Genomic DNA, 16,204 nt, shown 5'->3' on the forward strand with positions numbered 1-16,204 from the left:
ACTGGGTACTTTATCCGCGGCGGCCGGTCGACGCCTTGCGGTAGTCGCTGTTCAGTCTCCCGATCAGGGTGAGCGGGATGCCCTTGGGGCAGGCCGTGGTGCACTCGCCGGTGTTGGTGCAGCCGCCGAAGCCGGCCTCGTCGTGCGCGGCGACCATGTTCAGCACCCGGGAGTCGCGCTCGGGCTGGCCCTGCGGGAGCAGGCCGAGGTGGCCGACCTTGGCCGCGGTGAACAGCATCGCCGAGCCATTCGGGCAGGCGGCGACGCAGGCGCCGCAGCCGATGCAGGTGGCGGCCTCGAACGCCGCGTCGGCGTCCGCCTTCGGTACCGGGGTGGCGTGCGCGTCCGGCGCCGCGCCCGTGGGCGCGGTGATGTAGCCGCCGGCCTGGATGATCGAGTCGAACGCGCGGCGGTCGACGACGAGGTCGCGCACGACCGGGAACGCCGCCGCCCGCCACGGCTCGACGTCGATCGTGTCGCCGTCGGAGAAGTGGCGCATGTGCAGCTGGCAGGTCGTGGTGGCCTTCAGCGGGCCGTGGGCCACGCCGTTGATCATCATGCCGCACATGCCGCAGATGCCCTCGCGGCAGTCGTGGTCGAACGCGATCGGCTCCTCGCCCCGCAGGATGAGGCGCTCGTTGAGCACGTCGAGCATCTCCAGGAACGAGGCGTCCGGCGAGATGTCCTTGACCTCGTACGTCACCATGCGACCCCGGTCGGCGGGGCCCGTCTGGCGCCAGACGCGCAGCTTGATGTTCATTACTTGTAGCTCCGCTGGGTCGGGTGGACGTATTCGAACTCGAGCGCCTCCTTGTGCAGGACCGGCGGCTCGCCGGTGCCGGCGAACTCCCAGGCCGCGACGTAGGAGAACTCGTCGTCGTGGCGCAGCGCCTCGCCGTCGGGCGTCTGGCTCTCGGCGCGGAAGTGCCCGCCGCACGACTCGGCGCGGTGCAGGGCGTCGACGCACATGAGCTCGGCCAGCTCGAAGAAGTCGGCGACGCGGCCGGCCCGCTCGAGGTTCTGGTTGAGCTGCTCGCCGGTGCCGGGCACCTTGACCCGGGTCCAGAACTCCTCGCGCAGCGCCTGGATCAGCGAGACGGCCTTGGTCAGGCCCTCCTCGGTGCGTTCCATGCCGCAGTACTCCCACATGACGTGGCCGAGCTCGCGGTGGAACGAGTCGACGGTGCGGTCGCCGTTCACGGCCAGCAGCTTCGAGATCCGCTCCTCGACGGCCGCGCGTGCCGAGACGACAGCGGGATTCGCCGCCGAAACCGGAGGGAACGGGCCGGCCGCCAGGTAGTCGTTGATGGTGTTGGGCAGCACGAAGTACCCGTCGGCGAGGCCCTGCATGAGCGCGGACGCGCCGAGCCGGTTGGCGCCGTGGTCGGAGAAGTTGGCCTCGCCGACGACGAACAGCCCGGGGATGTTGGACTGCAGGTCGTAGTCGACCCACAGGCCGCCCATCGTGTAGTGCACGGCGGGGTAGATGCGCATCGGGGTGACGTACGGGTCCTCGCCGGTGATCCGCTCGTACATCTCGAACAGGTTGCCGTACTTGGCCTCGACCGCCGGGCGGCCCAGGCGCGCGATCGCGTCGGCGAAGTCGAGGTACACCCCGAGGCCGCCGGGGCCGACGCCGCGGCCCTCGTCGCAGACGTTCTTGGCGGCGCGGGAGGCGATGTCGCGCGGGACCAGGTTGCCGAACGACGGGTAGATGCGCTCGAGGTAGTAGTCGCGCTCGTCCTCGGGGATGTCGGCCGGGGCGCGGTCGTCGCCGGCCCGCACCGGCACCCACACCCGCCCGTCGTTGCGCAGCGACTCGCTCATCAGGGTGAGCTTGCTCTGGTGCGTGCCGGACTCGGGGATGCAGGTCGGGTGGATCTGCGTGTAGCACGGGTTGGCGAACAGGGCGCCCTGGCGGTGCGCCCGCCACGACGCGGTGACGTTGCAGCCCTTGGCGTTGGTGGACAGGAAGAAGACGTTGCCGTAGCCGCCGGAGGCGAGCACAACGGCGTCGGCGAAGTCGGTCGTGATCTCGCCGGTGACGAGGTCGCGCACGACGATGCCGCGGGCCCGGCCGTCCACCACGATCAGCTCCAGCATCTCGTGGCGGGCGTTCATCTCCACGTTGCCGGCCGCGACCTGCCGCTCCAGGGCCTGGTACGCGCCGAGCAGCAGCTGCTGGCCCGTCTGGCCCCGGGCGTAGAAGGTGCGCGAGACCTGGGTGCCGCCGAAGGAGCGGTTGTCGAGCAGGCCGCCGTACTCGCGGGCGAACGGCACGCCCTGCGCCACGCACTGGTCGATGATGTTCACCGACACCTGGGCGAGGCGGTACACGTTGGACTCGCGGGCGCGGAAGTCGCCGCCCTTCACCGTGTCGTAGAAGAGCCGGTACACGGAGTCGCCGTCGTTGCGGTAGTTCTTGGCGGCGTTGATCCCGCCCTGCGCCGCGATCGAGTGCGCGCGGCGGGGGCTGTCCTGGTAGCAGTACGAGCGGACCTTGTATCCGGCCTCGGCCAGCGTGGCGGCCGCGGAGCCGCCGGCCAGGCCGGTGCCCACGACGATGATGGTCAGCTTGCGCTTGTTGGCCGGGTTGACCAGCTTGGCGGAGAACTGCCGCCGCTCCCAGCGGGTCTCGATGGGCCCGTCGGGGGCCGCCCGGTCCGCGACGGGGTCGCCTTCGATCCAGTACGTCATGTCACTTCACCAACCCGGTGAGAACGGCGAACGGAACGCAGAGGTAGCCGGCGACGAGCACGACCGACAGGGCGAGGGCCACGGCCCGGGCCCGGCGCTCGCCGTGCGGGGTCTGCTGGCCGAGGCTGCGCAGCGCGGAGAAGATCCCGTGGCGCAGGTGGAACCCGATCGCCACGATCGCCAGGACGTAGAAGAGTGTCACGTACCAGCGCGAGGGCGCGAAGTCGGCGACGACGTTGGCGTAGGGGTGCTGCTTGTCGCCGACCGGGTTCACCGCGCCGGTGGTCAGGTCGAGGATGTGGAAGACGACGAACAGCAGGATGATGACGCCGCCCCAGCGCATGGTGCGCGCCGCGTAGCTGCCCTGCACCTTGGGCCGGTGCGCGTAGCGGACCGGGCGGGCGGCGCGGGCCCGGCGGGCCAGCACGACGGCGGCGAGGATGTGCGCGAGCACCGCTACGGTGAGCCCGGTGCGCTGCAGCCAGAGGAACCCGGTGTGCGGCAGCAGGGGCGCGCCGAGGTCACGCAGCCAGTGCCCGTAGTGGTCGAACGCTGCCTGGCCGACGAAGATCTTCAGGTTGCCGGCCATGTGCGCGAACAGGAACAGCACCAGCAGGATGCCGGTGCCCGCCATGAGCATCTTCAGGGCGACGGACGAGGCCTTCTTCTTCCGGATTGCCGGATGCTTTTTCCGGATTGCCGGTTGCGCCCGTTCTGCCGTTATTACCGCCACACCCGCCGACGCTAGGTCGGTCGGGCTTGATTCGTCCAATGCATGAAGACCGCAGTGGTCATAGCCATAGGCTATGAGGGTGCAGCTGCAACAGCTCCGATACTTCGTAACCGTCGCCGAAGTACGACATTTCACCCGGGCGGCGGAGCGACTCGGTGTGAGCCAACCGACACTGAGTAAACAAATTCACACCCTGGAGCATGCGCTCGGCGCCCCGCTGTTCGACCGCTCCCGAGGCAACGTGGTCCTCACGACCGCCGGCGAGACGCTGCTGCCGCTCGCCCGCCGGGTCGTCGCCGACGCCGACACCGCGCGCGACGCGGTCCAGGAGGTGGTCGGCCTGCGTCGCGGCCGGGTGCGCCTGGGCGCGACGCCGAGTCTCTGCACGTCATTGGTACCGGTGGTGCTGCGCGAGTTCCACGCACGGCACCCGGACATCGAGTTGCACGTCGACGAGGGCGGCTCGCAGGACCTGGTGGCCGACCTGGTCGCGCACTCGCTGGACCTGGCGCTGATCGTCGAGCCGGCGCGCGGCACCGACCCGGCCCTCGACACGGTGCCGCTGCTGCGGGAGAGTCTCGTGGTCGCCTCGGTCTCGCCGCTGTCGGAGCGCATCGCCCTGACCGAGTTGCGCGACACCCCGCTGGTCATGTTCCGCACCGGGTACGACCTGCGCGACACCACCCTGGAGGCGTGCCGCCGCGCCGGGTTCACGCCGCGGTACGCCGTCGAGGGCGGGGAGATGGACGCGGTGCTCGCGTTCGTCGAGGCCGGCCTGGGCGTGGCGCTGGTGCCGAGCATGGCCCTGGTCAACCGGCCGCTGCTGCACGCGGCCCCGCTGGTCGCGCCGGGCGTGCACCGCACGATCGCCCTCGCCCAGCGCCGCGAGTCGGTCCTGCCGCACGCCGCCCAGGCGATGCGCACCACGCTGCTCGACCACGTGGCGCGCGGCCCCCTCCCCGTCGGGGTCCAGCCCCTCTGACGCCGGGGCGGGTGGATGACCCGCACCATCGGCGGCCGCGCGGGAAATCTGAGAACCGGCGATACTTGTCGATCGTGGAAACCGCACGAAGTGAACGCACCCGTCAGTGGCTGGCCGCACACGACCTGACCACGGAGGGTGACCCCGACGACGCCGCCCGCGCGATCATGCCCGAGATCCGCAACGACGCCGAGCTCGGCCCGGCCGATCGGCTGGAACTCGGCCTGGGCCTGCTCGAGCTGCTCGACGCGTACTGGGTGACGGTCGAGCTGCGCTGGTTCGTCAACGCGGCGAACGACGACGCGCTCTGGGCGACGCACTGGCAGGCGATCCGCGATCATCTGGAGCAGCCGGTACCGAGCGAGGCCATCCTGTACTCGCTGTGGGTCGACTGGTTCGAGGACATCACCACCGTCGAGCGCGCGTTCGCCGAGGTGCTCGCCAACGACGTACCGCGGCTGCCGGAGGCCGACGACGGGCTGCTGCGGCGCGCGGCGGCGGTGCTCAAGGTCAGCGGGCCGGTGCCGTGGACACTCAAGCACCCGGTGTACATCGCGGCCCAGGAGGTGCCGAGGCTGCGTCCGGCGGTGTTCAACGGCGTGCTGTACAGCTACCACGACGTGTACGGCTTGCTGGAGATCGCCCCGGCGCTGGAGCTGCTGGACCGCCTCGACCTGCCGGAGGACACCGAGCACCTGGCCGAGCTGCGCGCCGAGCTGAACGAGGGACACGCCAACCGGCACCACCGCGACCCCGCGCCGCCGCAGTAACGCTCGACGCCGTCCGGTATGTTCGCCTGCGGCGTGTCGGCCATGGCGAGGAGGAACGGGCGTTGCAGATCTGGGAAGCGATCGTGCTGGGCGTCGTGGAGGGCGTGACGGAGTTCCTCCCTGTGTCCTCGACCGGCCATCTAACCATCACCGAGAAGCTGCTGGACATTCCGATCGACGACAAGGGCGTCACGGCGTTCACCGCGGTCATCCAGGTCGGCGCGATCTTCGCCGCGATCATCTACTTCCGTAAGGACATCATCCGGTTCATCACCGGCCTGTTCCGCGGGCTGTTCAGCGCCGAGGGGCGCCAGCACCAGGACTGGCGGATGGCGATCAACGTCATCGTCGGCTCGGTGCCGATCGCCATCGTCGGCCTGGTGCTCAAGGACCTCATCGAGGGCGCGCTGCGCAGCCTGTGGTTCGTGGCAGGGGCGCTGGTGGTGTGGAGCGTGGTCATGGTGCTCTCCGAGTACCTGGGCCGGCAGAAGCGCGCCGAGGGCGACGTGACGTGGAAGGACGCGCTGCTCGTCGGCATGGCTCAGTGCATCGCGCTGGTGCCGGGCGTGTCCCGCTCCGGCGCGACGATCAGCGCCGGCCTGCTGCGCAACCTGGACCGCGTCACGGCCACCCGGCTGTCGTTCTTCCTGGGCATTCCCGCGCTCACCGCGGCCGGGGCGCTCGAGGGCGTACAGCGGGCCGACGAGATCGCCGCGACGGTCGGCTGGATGTCCACCGCGATCGGCACGGCGGTGAGCTTCGTCGTGGCGTACGTCAGCATCGCCTGGCTGCTGAAGTTCGTCGCCGGCCACTCGATCGGCGCGTTCGTGTACTACCGGGTCGCGGTCGGCGGCATCCTCGTCGGCCTGCTGTGGACCGGCGCCATGGCCGCCACCTGAGCGGTTCCTATCGCCGGCTCCCCCTGGTCTTCGCGAGGACCTCGACGAGGACCAGGGGGATCACGCCGGCCGGGTACCACCACACGTCGACCCAGTCGAAGGCGACGCCGAAGATCAAACGCAGCACGATACTGTACTGCGAGAGCGTGCGCGGCACGTCCGTGAGCTGGAACGCCTCCATCGCCCAGCACAACCCGATCGCCCAGGCGCCCGCGGCCACCGGCGAGATCCGGGGCCGCAGGAAGACGACGCCGGCGTAGACGGCGGATGCGTAGAGCGCGGTGCCCGAGTACTGCTGCAGCGCCCCGTTGCTGTTGAGGTGGCCCCCGGCAACCGCGCGGATGCCCAGCGCCACGACGATCGCCGCGACCGCCGTCACCACCGCGGCGACGCGCACCGCCCGCGTAGACTCGAGCATCCCGCGATGCTAGTCGATCTCGAACCCCGTCCGCTCGGATCTTGGTCTGGTCGGCTGGGGTCAGCGTCTGGGGTGGCTGGTCGAGCTCGAGTTGCGACCTCCGGACTGGATGGTGGGGTCACCCGCGGGCGAGCTGTCGCCGCTCACGGAATTCGGCTTTGCCGCAGGAAGTGTGGCGCCGCACCTGTCTGGAGTGCTGATCGCGCGGGCGGAGTCCGGTCCCGCGGCCAGCTACCTGTTCGGCCGGGCTCGCGGTGAGACAGCCGATCCGCACCGCGCCCGCACGGAACCCCGAATCGAACCGGCGTCTCGTCTCAGCCATGAACCTCTATCCCTCAAATTCTGGCCTCCACGCCCCGGGGGAACCGCAGGTGATCGAGTACCCGTCCAACGACCTGCCGCGGAACTGCGGTCACAGGTCCAGGAATCGGTACGTCGGGTTCAGGCGGAAACCGGATGGGAGTACGACACGACCTGGCCGTCGCCTCGGGGATCAAGGTTGGCGACCACCCTGGCTGAACGCAGTCGCCGGACTGGCCGGTCTGCGGGTGCGGTGCCCGGATGGAGCATCTACTCACAGTTGCGAGCTGGGAGTTCAGCCGGGCGACGAACGTCGATGGGTTCTGCCAGAGGACCGGGCCGCCATGGCTGGCTGGGGCTTCGACAGCCCAGACGAGCATCCGCGGCGGACGCTCCAGAACCCGGCAGGACTGATGCTCGGCGACGTCGGCGGCATCTACTCGCCCCCACGATCACCGGTTCGACTGCTCCTGACTCCTCCGAGACCGGTTGCCCGAAGCTGAGCAGACTGCTGCGTCCTCTTCTACCGCCGACCGTGCGCGCCCGCGTTCGGAGGCCCCGCCATCCTCCGTGGGCGTGAGCCCTCGGTTGAGGCGCCCAAAGTACCGAAAAGACTACGACGCCGACTGCACAGACCAGCTCGCCCTGCCAGGACGTCATCGCGATGAACGCGGCCGTGTCCGCGCCGAAGCCGTTGGCCTGATGCGGCTCGTGGAAGGCGGCCCGGGCACGCTTGGCGCCTACGGCGTTGGGAAGCACGGCGTTGATCGGCGGCTCGTGCGCCACCAGCGTGACAACGTCGCCGGGGTGGGTCGCAACCAGCTCGAGCGCGGTCACCGCACCGCCGCTGCTCGCGAATAGGTCGACCGGACCGGCGCCGAGCGCCTGGATCAGCAGGTGCAAGTCGGCCGCCTGCTGCTGCGGCGTGCGCGACCAACGCAGGAATCGCGCAGGTGATGGAGACCGGCACCGTGGTGCCTTCTCTGCGGCGGTCTGCAGCTTCGGCTCACGGTGATCGAGTACGACCCGGCGCCGTTGCGGCCCGGACACCGAGCTGCACAACGCCAACGCCACCTCGTCTTCGTCGACGAACCCTCGTCCACCAGCGGTAACGGCGGCTACCGGTGCAGCGCGACGCCGCCGACGGTTGCCTCCACGTGGCCTAGGCGGCGTAGCGTTTCGACAATCGCCGTGGCCGCGGACTGGGCCGGCAGCCGCACGCCGCCCGGGATCGGCCGAATGTGCATGACCTCGTTGCGGGCTCGGGTCACCGCCTCGCCGCGACCCTGCCAGAGCTGGCGGGTCTCGCCGACGACGGGGCCGAACAGGTCCCACCGCACGACAATGATCTGGAAGAGATCGACGGGATAGAGATAGTCGACGGTGTCTAGCAACAGGTCGGCGACGGCGACGTCCTTGGCCTGCCGCTCGCGTGCCTTCCCCACGACCTTGCGCATCGAGTCGGGCAGCAACGCCAGGTAGTCCCCGCCATCCGCGGCGGCCCCGAGCACCGAGCGGATCAGACGGCGCAGGCCCACCTCGCAGTCGAGCCACAGGCTGCGAAAGTCGCGGCCGTCGGCGATCGACAGCAGGTAGCGGCCAAACTCGTCGGAGAACGGGATCAGCGACTTGCCGGGGCCTTCCACCACCAAGCCGTACTGGACGAGGGCGAGGGCATCGTCGACGGACACGTCGAGGCCGATGCCGTCGACCACCTGGTAGAGCTTGTCTACGCCGGATCCACCGAGATCCGCATCGATGATCTTGATCAGGCGGGCGAAGAAGTCGGCGTAGGCCGAACGGACGTTGCGGTAGGCCGCGTCGATGTCGATCGCGCCGTGCGTGAGCGCGGCCTCAACCAGCTCATAGCAGAGCAGCTCCAGCAGGTACGGATGATATCCGGTCAGGGCGGTGATCGAGCGGGCGAGCGCCTCGAGGTCGACCCCGGCGGCCCCGGCGCGCCGCAGCATGGCCACTTGTTCCGCAGGCCGGAACAGCTCGGTGTAGGTGCGCACCGCAAGCACTTGGTCGAGGCACGACCCGCCAGTGGAGTCCAGCTCCAGGGTCTTGACCCGCCGGCGGGACACCGTGACGAGGCCGACCGACGACCACTCCTCCGTGCACAGGTCCCGCAGCAGCTGGAAATGCGCGGTCTGCGCTCCGGTGAGGTTGATGCGGTCGAACTCGTCGAGCACTACGAGCACCTTGAGGTCGCGGCGCCGGATCGTGCCGAACAAGTGCATGAAGTGGCCGAGGATGCCGTACCAGCCGGTCTCACGCTCCAGTTCCGCGAGGATCGAGAGGACGCCGGGCCGATCGCCGGCCGGTACCCGGTCGCCGAGCGCCTGCACGGTCTGGCGGCCGATGTGCCGGAAGACGTCCTCGATGCGGTTAAGCGTACCGACGCCGACCATGACGACCGCGAGGTCGGGGCGGGCCGGCACGGTGTCGATCAGGCTGCGGTACACCAGGCTGGTCTTGCCTGTCCGATGGTTGCCGATGATTGACATGTTGGACGGCCGATCGCCCCCCACCACGCCGCGGACCCGCGCGACGAGGTCCTCGCGCCCGACGAAGCGCTCGCCGCGGGCCGGGCGGCCGACGTTCTGGTACGGGTTGACGCCGGTCACGCGGTCCTCCGGCACAGCCAGTCGTGGTAGAGGCGGACGAGGATGCGGTATCCGCCCGACTCTTGCACAACCACCTCGCGCGCCTCCAGGTCCTTGAGGATCGCGGCGAGATTGGGCAGGTTGCAGCGCCGCTCCACGTCTTCGAGCGTCGCCCGCCCGTCACGAGCCGCGGTCGCCACGGCGGTGAGCGCCTCCCGAACCGTCTCCGCGGCGATCGCAGTCGTGGACGACTCGCCGCTGGTCTCCAGGTTGTCGAAGTCGCTAGGGCCGAACTCGTTTAGTAGCCGCTCGCGCACCAGCTCGACGTCGGCCTCTGTGACGAACGGTGCCTTGGAGTGGTTCATGTGCTCGACCAGCTGAAAGCAGAACTGCTGGATATAGAACGGGTTGCCGCCGGTGAGGTTGTAGATCTGCTCCTGGGCCCGCTCTCGGTACCGGGACTGACCGTCGCGCCCGCCGATTCGGATCGGCAGATCCATGAGGGCGAAGGCGTACTCTCGGGCCAGGTAGTTGACCCGGCGCTTGGAAAACACGCCGAACTCGTTGGCGTACCGGTCGATGAACGACTGCATGGCGTCCAGGCCCACCACCACCAGGTGGAACAGCCGCTGCTCCAGCACCGCCTTGAGCGCCTGGATGAACGTCGACGGCACGCGCCGCTCCGCGATCCAGTTGCCGATCAGCTGGAACTCGTCGATCACCACGACAAAGGCGCGGTCGCGCCAGCCCGGCCGGGTCGCGGCCACGCCGTTGAAAAGCTCGAAGGCCGCGATGAAGTCGATGACCGGGGCCGGGCTGGCCAGGAACTGGTCGCGGGTCAGCCCGGCCGGGAGGAACCCGATCGGCTCCCCGCCGAATTCCTGCTCGCGAACGACCCGGTCGGCGTTGGAAAGGATGTGCCACAACAGGATCTGCAGGGTGTCTGTGCTCGGAACATCAATACTGGTCGGGGCGAGCCGCCCGATGTTGGCGATGTCAACGACGAGAAAACGGTCGCTCTTGCGCAGTCGGCCGGACAGGTGCAGGCGGATCGAGGACTTTCCGGCCCGTTTCTGACCGTAGATCGCCACGCCGGCGCCCGGGTGGGTCGAGCCGACCAGGAGCGCCACGATCTGGTTGACCAACTCCTCGCGGCCGAAGAACATGTCGGGGTCGGTGACCGGCCGGCCCGAGGCGCCATCCTCGAACGGGTTGGGTGCGATCTCGGCGAAGTCGGCCTCGGTGGTGAGCCGCACGGCCAGAGGAGCGCTGATCTCGCGCTGCCTGGTCCGGGTGCGGTAGGTGACGGCGATCGGCAGGCTGAACGCGCCCGAAGCGACCAGCTCCCTGCTCAGCCCCACCGGAATCCGCGAGATCGCGGACTCACCGCCGCGCACGGTCGGCACCGCCGTCTTCGCCGCAGTCAGCACCTCGATGCCGTCGCCGGTGCCGTCCAGACTGACGATAAGCTCCGGCGACTCGACCGGTGCGCAGCCCGGTTCGTTGGACAGCTTCACCTGCACGTTGATCCGGCCCGCGGCGTCCGGGGTGTACTCCTCCAGCGCCAGCGACAGCCGGGGATCCGGCTCTCGGTCGGCGTAGAGCCGCTCGAGTGTCCGCTCGATCTGAGTGGCCGCCAGCGATGCGATCGGCAGCAGATTGCGCACCGCCAGACGGGTCGGCGACTCCTTCACCGACTCGGCGAAGTCGCTCAACGCGTTGCGCACCTTCAGGTAGCGGAACTCGCGCTCCTCGAACCCGGGCTCCTTGAGCGCCTCCTTCAGCAGGTAGAAGTAGCTCAGCAGCTTGCGGCACGCCTCCCGGTCGACCTGCAGCGCGAACGTCCGCTCGTTCTGCAGGCTTTCCAGCACGGCGCAGGCGCGGTTGAGGCTGACCTCGCTGATCTCCAGATCGTGCAGGAGCCGGACCTGCTTCTCGATCTCGTCGCGGCCCGACTGGCGGCGCCGGCCGGCCGCGCGCCAGGCGTCGACCATGCGCTCGACCGCCACGTCGGCCGTTGTCGAATCGAAGTACTCGGCGAGGTGGCGACGCGACTGCTCGGCGAGCGCGGGGATGTGCTCGATGCCCCGGATCACCGACTCCGAGGCAAACTTCGTGCGCGCGGCGAGCTCGTCGACGGCGTCGAACAGCTGCGGGATATCGTGCTCTGGCACGTCGCGGAGATCCTGGGCGATCACCGAGCCGACCTCCGCGGCCGACCAGCTGATGTTGCCGCCGCGGTCGTGTGCGACGGTCAGCGCCTGCGGACCGTCGAAGACCGAGCGGATGTAACGCGCGAGTGCGTTCCAGAAGTCCTGCTCCGTGGCCCGCTCGTCGAGCCGGTCGGCCACGTCGAGCGCCTCGGCGTAGATCTCCCGGGCGACCTCGCTGTTGGTCGGCAGTAGCGTGTCGCCAAGCGCGGTGAGCCCGCGGAACAGGAACTCGAAGAACGACTGCGCGTCGTGCTCGCTGCCCTCGGATATCTCGAGCTCGACCTTGGCGGCCGAGATGTAGCTGTCGTAGCGCTCGCGGCTGCGCTTGCCCCGGGCCTCGTTCGCCCGCACGCGCAGGTACCGCAGGTCGTTGGCGGCGAACCGGCGCTGCTGGCGGATGCCGTCGGCGGCCTCGGCGAAGTTGTCCAGGATGTACTCGCCGAAGTCCGAGATCGCCGTGATCCGCACGTCCCACAGCTTGCGCACCAGGTTGTCCAGGTCAGCGGTGTGGCCGCCCTGGCGCATCTGCCGGATCTTCTCGGCAATCTCCAGTGCCTGGGTGTCCTGGTTGCTGCGCAGCGGCTCGATCACCTCCTCGGCCCGGTCCAGGTCGCCGCTGCCGGCGCGGCGCATGAGGGCGATGGCGTAGGTGCGGCGGGCTGAGGCATCCGACGGGTCGATGCCCATCAGCTGCTCGGCGAACGACGTCGCGTCCTGGGCCAGGCTGAGCCGGGCCTGGCAGATGCGTCGCAGGACCACGTTGCGCTGGCCGAGCAGCAGGTCGGTGTCGAGCATGGGCTCCAGCAGGCGCAGCGCATCCTCGTAGCGCCCGGCGCCCATGTAGAAGTCGATGAGGATCTGGTCGAGGGCGGTGCTAGGCGGAATGCGGTCGCGGAACTCATCCTCGATGATGCGCAGCGCGGCCTCCGGGCCGTCGACCCGGCGGGTCAGCCAGGCCAGGTCCTTGATGGCGCTCGCGGCGTTGATGTCCTTGCGGATCGCCTCGCGGTAGGCCCGCTTCGCGCCAGGGAGGTCCTTGGCCCGCTGTTCGAGATGCTTCGCCCGGTCGTAGTCGTTACGGAACTCTCGCCCCCGGCGAGTGGTGGAGGCCGTCGACGGCTTAGACACGTACGCCGGCGCCGGATAGAACCGCGGCTTCGGCGGCTCCGGCCGTGCTGTCACCGGCGCGCGCTCGGCGGCGGCCCGCCGGGGCATCTCCAGCTCCGGCAGCGGCGAGGCGGCGGGCCCGGCACCGGCCGTCAGCAGCCGCGCGGCCTGCTCCGCTAGCGCGACGTCGCCGGCCGCGGTGGCCAGGCTGTGGCACGCCTCCAGGACCGAACGGCGCACGTCTGGCGCCGCCCCGGCCTCGGCCCGCACCAGGTGCAGCAGGTTCGCCGCGCCCGCCTTGCCGGACAGCGCCAGCAGGGCCCACCAGGCGTCCGCGTCCTCCTGCGGCGTGACGCCGTCGAGGTAGCGCAGCAGGGCGTGCTGGCCGAGCTCGGTACGCTCCGCCCGCAGCGCGGTGATCGCAGTGTCGAGCCACCAGACGGGCGGCGCGTCGGGGGCCATTAGTGCCGCGGACAGGTAGCGGTCGCTGGCCACCTCGGCATCGTCGGCGAGCCCGTGCAGGTATCCAGCCAGCCGGAATGCCGAGGTCGAGCGGGGCTCTGCCCGCAGGATCCCGTCGAGCTCGCCAGCCATAGCGGCGCAGCGGCCGAAACGCAGGTCCAGCTCCTTCACCCGCACCGCATAGTCGAACTGCTGCCGGACCCGGTCCAGGGCGGTCTGATGCAGGGCGGCGTTGAACAGTTCGTCATTGGCGTAGGCGACGAACTCCGGAGCCGAGACTGGGCGCTGCGCGATGACGCTCGCCGCGCCCGGCGGCACGATAAGCCGCGGAAAGACGTACGGCGTCTCCCTCGGGGCCGACTCCAGTCGGGCTGCGGCGGGTGGAGGCGGCGCCGGGACTGGCGCCGCCGGGGCCACGGGCGCCGCCGGGGCCACGGGCGCCGCCGGGGCTTCGCCGGTGGTGACCGAGATAATGCTGGACAGTGCGACCGCGTGCTTGGCTCCCGTGCCAGGCTCCTCGACGACGAGGTGGCTCATGCTGAGCGTGGCGAGCGTTCCGGCGACCTCATGACCGGTCGTCTGCTGTACACGCACGAAATCGCCGACCCGCGCAACCGCCTGGACGAGATCAAGGTCCACCATCGATCCCCCTGAATGCACTGGCCAAGTGGCATTCGATCCTAGGCGTGACGGGCAAGGCCGCGCCATCGCCGAACAACCGAGTCCGTTCCGGCAATCGGTCATCACGCGCCGATGATTGTCCCGGTCGAGGCCCGCTGCTTAGATGTGCCGCGTGAACATAGAGGATTGGAGCCTCGCCGTAGCCGGTGCGAGCCTGCTCGCCTCGATCGGCGGCACCGCGGTCGCGATATGGCAGGCGCGCATCGCCCGCCACGCGGCGGCATTGTCGGAAAAGGCGGCCGACGCGAGCGCGGCCCAGGCTCTCGCGGCGGTCGAACAGGCGAATCTGCTGCGCCGACAGCTCGCCGCCGAGCAGAGCGACCGCGCGCTGCGCGATGCTCCGGAGTACACGCTCGAATTCGCCGACAGCGGGGAGTGGGGCGCCTGGCGCAAGGTCCGGGACGGCGGCCGCGAATTCGCCGAGATATCGCAGCGCAACAATCCCCCGGTCCACGAATGGGTCAAGCGGCGGGTGCTGGTGCTCGGTCACCGCGGTGGCCCAGCCGTGCGGGCGTCCGTGACCCTCGACGGGGTCTCCCCCGCGGCCGTCGAGATCCTCGCCGCCGGCCCCTTCGAGCTGGTGGCGGGGGCGAGTGAGTCCATCCCGGTGGTGACGGCTCACGCGCTGGAGGGTGCGGAGCTGACCTTCGTGGTCACAAGCCAGGAACGGCACGGCGAGGGGCGCAGCTGGGTGTTCCGCCGGGCGGTCCAGCTGTGACACCGGTGGAGTGACCGCCTGGCCCACTATGAGATCCGCTCCAGCCAGGGCGTGCGCTTGAGTCGTACCGATGGCTCGTTGCCAGGCGGCCGCTCCAGCAGGCCGGAGCGTCGCAGCACCCGCAGGAATCGCTGCCGATCGCGTGTGTCGTAGCCGAAGATGACCGGCCCGCCGCCGTGCTCGTCGCGCTCCCGCATCAGCGTCAGCACCTCGTGCTCGGGTACAGCGGTGCCGATGCGGTCCGCCAGCAGACCGCCGAGGGTGCGCAGGCCGCCGGAGATCCACTGCGCCACCGGGTGCGCCTCCACCACCGCCAGGACGTAGCCGTCGGCGCCGCTCGGAATGGCATCGATGACGCCGATACGCCGGGCGTACTCGATGACGTCCCGGGCCGCCGGGCCGCCCTTGCGGTCGGTGTCGTACGCAATGGGCGTGGAGCGCAACGCCTGGAAGAGCTTGTCACGGGAGACGCCCTCGGCGTGTTCGGCGAACGCCCGTCGATTGACCTCGCAGATGACCCGCCACAGCGGCTCAAGCAGCCCGTCGGACGACCACTCCAGGCGCGCCTCGAACCGCCCGTCGGAGCGCTCGAGCAGCCAGCCCACGTCCTTCAGGGCGCGGATCACGCGGCCGAGGCGCCGGCCGTCGTCGTCAGCGAAGCGCCCGACGCCGAGGTCACCGACGGTCGGCGGCCGGGCCACGTTGCCGGTGCGGCGCAGCACCCAGTCGGCGTCCTCCACCACGTCGCGCACCGCGGCCAGCCCGAAGTTCAGTGTGGTGCGCCGCTGCACCGCGGGACGGTTGCCGGTCTCACGCTTGGCCGGCACCGCCACCTTGCGGCTGTCAACCCGGGTGAACTGCTGCATGCACGCGGTGTGCTCGACCTCCTCGTCGCCGGGCTGCAGCAGACCCCACCCGGTCAGCAGGCGGATGTTGCGCGTCTGGTCGCCGCCGAGGACGCCCCCGTCGAGGCACACCCGGTAGAGGCCGAGAATGCGGGTGGCGGCCGCGTCGGCATCGGACTCCGGCAGCGGCTTGATGTCGAGCACGTCGGTGATCGACAGCATCTTGACGTTCTGCTGAGCGGCGATGCGCCGGTACTCGGGCGACAGCGTGCGGGTGGAGGCGACGATGAGAATCACCTGCGCCCGGGCGTCGATCATCCGGTCGACGAGCGGGACGAAGTCCTGGTCGCCGGTGGCGAGCAGGAACAGCGACGGCGTCCCGCCGGACGCGTGGATGTGGTCCATGGCTAGGACCGCGAGCACGAGATCCGCCTGCTCCTTGGCCGTCCGCGTCTTGTGGAACCGGGCGATGAGCGTGTTCTCGATAGCGTCCTCGACGCTGGGCGCGAACCGCTCGCCGACGAAATGCGCGCGGACCAGCTCGGCGCCGCCGTGCTGCACGCACTCGTGCCGCGCCACACGCACCAGCTCGCCAACCAGTTCGGAACCGAACGACAGGCGCTGGTTCTTCAGGTGAATGCTCAGATTAAGCCAGTCGACGAGCAGCACCGCTTCATTGATCGTCATCTGCGCACCATCCGTTTCGCGGCATCAGCCGGTTTGAAAAGCCTTACGCATGACGTCGCGGCACGGAACCGTACAATCGGCTG

11 protein-coding genes are annotated in these 16,204 nt (G+C 69.9%); 4 read left to right on the forward strand and 7 right to left on the reverse strand.

The features are described 5' to 3' along the window. Nucleotides 1-10: 10 nt before the first annotated feature. From ACGFI8_RS30160 to ACGFI8_RS30170, 3 genes are read right to left on the reverse strand one after another with little or no spacing between them, the layout of a single operon-like run. A complete protein-coding gene (locus ACGFI8_RS30160) occupies nt 11-760 on the reverse strand; it encodes a succinate dehydrogenase/fumarate reductase iron-sulfur subunit (protein WP_392810049.1) in 750 nt (249 codons plus the stop codon). Continuing rightward, nucleotides 760-2,697: a fumarate reductase/succinate dehydrogenase flavoprotein subunit gene (locus ACGFI8_RS30165; protein WP_392810051.1), complete on the reverse strand. Its 1,938-nt coding sequence runs from the start codon at nt 2,695-2,697 to the stop codon at nt 760-762. The genes ACGFI8_RS30160 and ACGFI8_RS30165 overlap by 1 nt, the downstream gene beginning before the upstream one ends. 1 nt (nt 2,698) lies before the next feature. After that, entirely contained in the window at nt 2,699-3,373 is a 675-nt protein-coding gene (locus ACGFI8_RS30170) for a succinate dehydrogenase cytochrome b subunit (protein WP_392810103.1), read from the reverse strand. Nucleotides 3,374-3,503: 130 nt separating this feature from the next. Here ACGFI8_RS30170 and ACGFI8_RS30175 point away from each other — a divergent pair, with 130 nt between their 5' ends. The 3 genes from ACGFI8_RS30175 to ACGFI8_RS30185 all read left to right on the forward strand — a co-directional run bounded on the left by ACGFI8_RS30175 (nt 3,504) and on the right by ACGFI8_RS30185 (nt 6,081). Then, nucleotides 3,504-4,412, forward strand: coding sequence for a LysR family transcriptional regulator (locus tag ACGFI8_RS30175; protein ID WP_392810053.1), 909 nt, complete (start codon nt 3,504-3,506; stop codon nt 4,410-4,412). A 74-nt stretch (nt 4,413-4,486) separates the two neighbouring features. Then, the gene (locus tag ACGFI8_RS30180) at nt 4,487-5,182 is read left to right on the forward strand and encodes a hypothetical protein (RefSeq protein WP_392810055.1); all 696 of its coding nucleotides are present in this window, start codon (nt 4,487-4,489) and stop codon (nt 5,180-5,182) included. Between the two features lie 62 nt (nt 5,183-5,244). Further along, nucleotides 5,245-6,081: an undecaprenyl-diphosphate phosphatase gene (locus ACGFI8_RS30185; RefSeq protein WP_392810058.1), complete on the forward strand. Its 837-nt coding sequence runs from the start codon at nt 5,245-5,247 to the stop codon at nt 6,079-6,081. A gap of 7 nt (nt 6,082-6,088) precedes the next feature. Here the strand turns inward: ACGFI8_RS30185 and ACGFI8_RS30190 are convergent, their stop codons facing one another. From ACGFI8_RS30190 to ACGFI8_RS30200, 3 genes are all read right to left on the reverse strand, one after another. Next, a complete protein-coding gene (locus ACGFI8_RS30190) occupies nt 6,089-6,499 on the reverse strand; it encodes a DUF2809 domain-containing protein (RefSeq protein WP_392810059.1) in 411 nt (136 codons plus the stop codon). A 1,418-nt stretch (nt 6,500-7,917) separates the two neighbouring features. Then, entirely contained in the window at nt 7,918-9,444 is a 1,527-nt protein-coding gene (locus ACGFI8_RS30195) for a hypothetical protein (protein ID WP_392810060.1), read from the reverse strand. After that, on the reverse strand, nt 9,426-13,832 hold the full coding sequence (locus ACGFI8_RS30200) for a hypothetical protein (RefSeq protein ID WP_392810063.1): 4,407 nt from the start codon (nt 13,830-13,832) through the stop codon (nt 9,426-9,428). The genes ACGFI8_RS30195 and ACGFI8_RS30200 overlap by 19 nt, the downstream gene beginning before the upstream one ends. A gap of 151 nt (nt 13,833-13,983) precedes the next feature. Here ACGFI8_RS30200 and ACGFI8_RS30205 point away from each other — a divergent pair, with 151 nt between their 5' ends. After that, on the forward strand, nt 13,984-14,589 hold the full coding sequence (locus ACGFI8_RS30205; protein WP_392810065.1) for a hypothetical protein: 606 nt from the start codon (nt 13,984-13,986) through the stop codon (nt 14,587-14,589). 26 nt (nt 14,590-14,615) lie between these two features. Here ACGFI8_RS30205 and ACGFI8_RS30210 read toward each other — a convergent pair whose 3' ends face one another. Then, the gene (locus ACGFI8_RS30210) at nt 14,616-16,121 is read right to left on the reverse strand and encodes an NYN domain-containing protein (protein ID WP_392810068.1); all 1,506 of its coding nucleotides are present in this window, start codon (nt 16,119-16,121) and stop codon (nt 14,616-14,618) included. Nucleotides 16,122-16,204 lie beyond the last annotated feature (83 nt).

Source organism: Dactylosporangium sp. NPDC048998 (assembly GCF_043197855.1).
In the GTDB taxonomy this organism is placed as follows: Bacteria; Actinomycetota; Actinomycetes; order Mycobacteriales; family Micromonosporaceae; genus Dactylosporangium.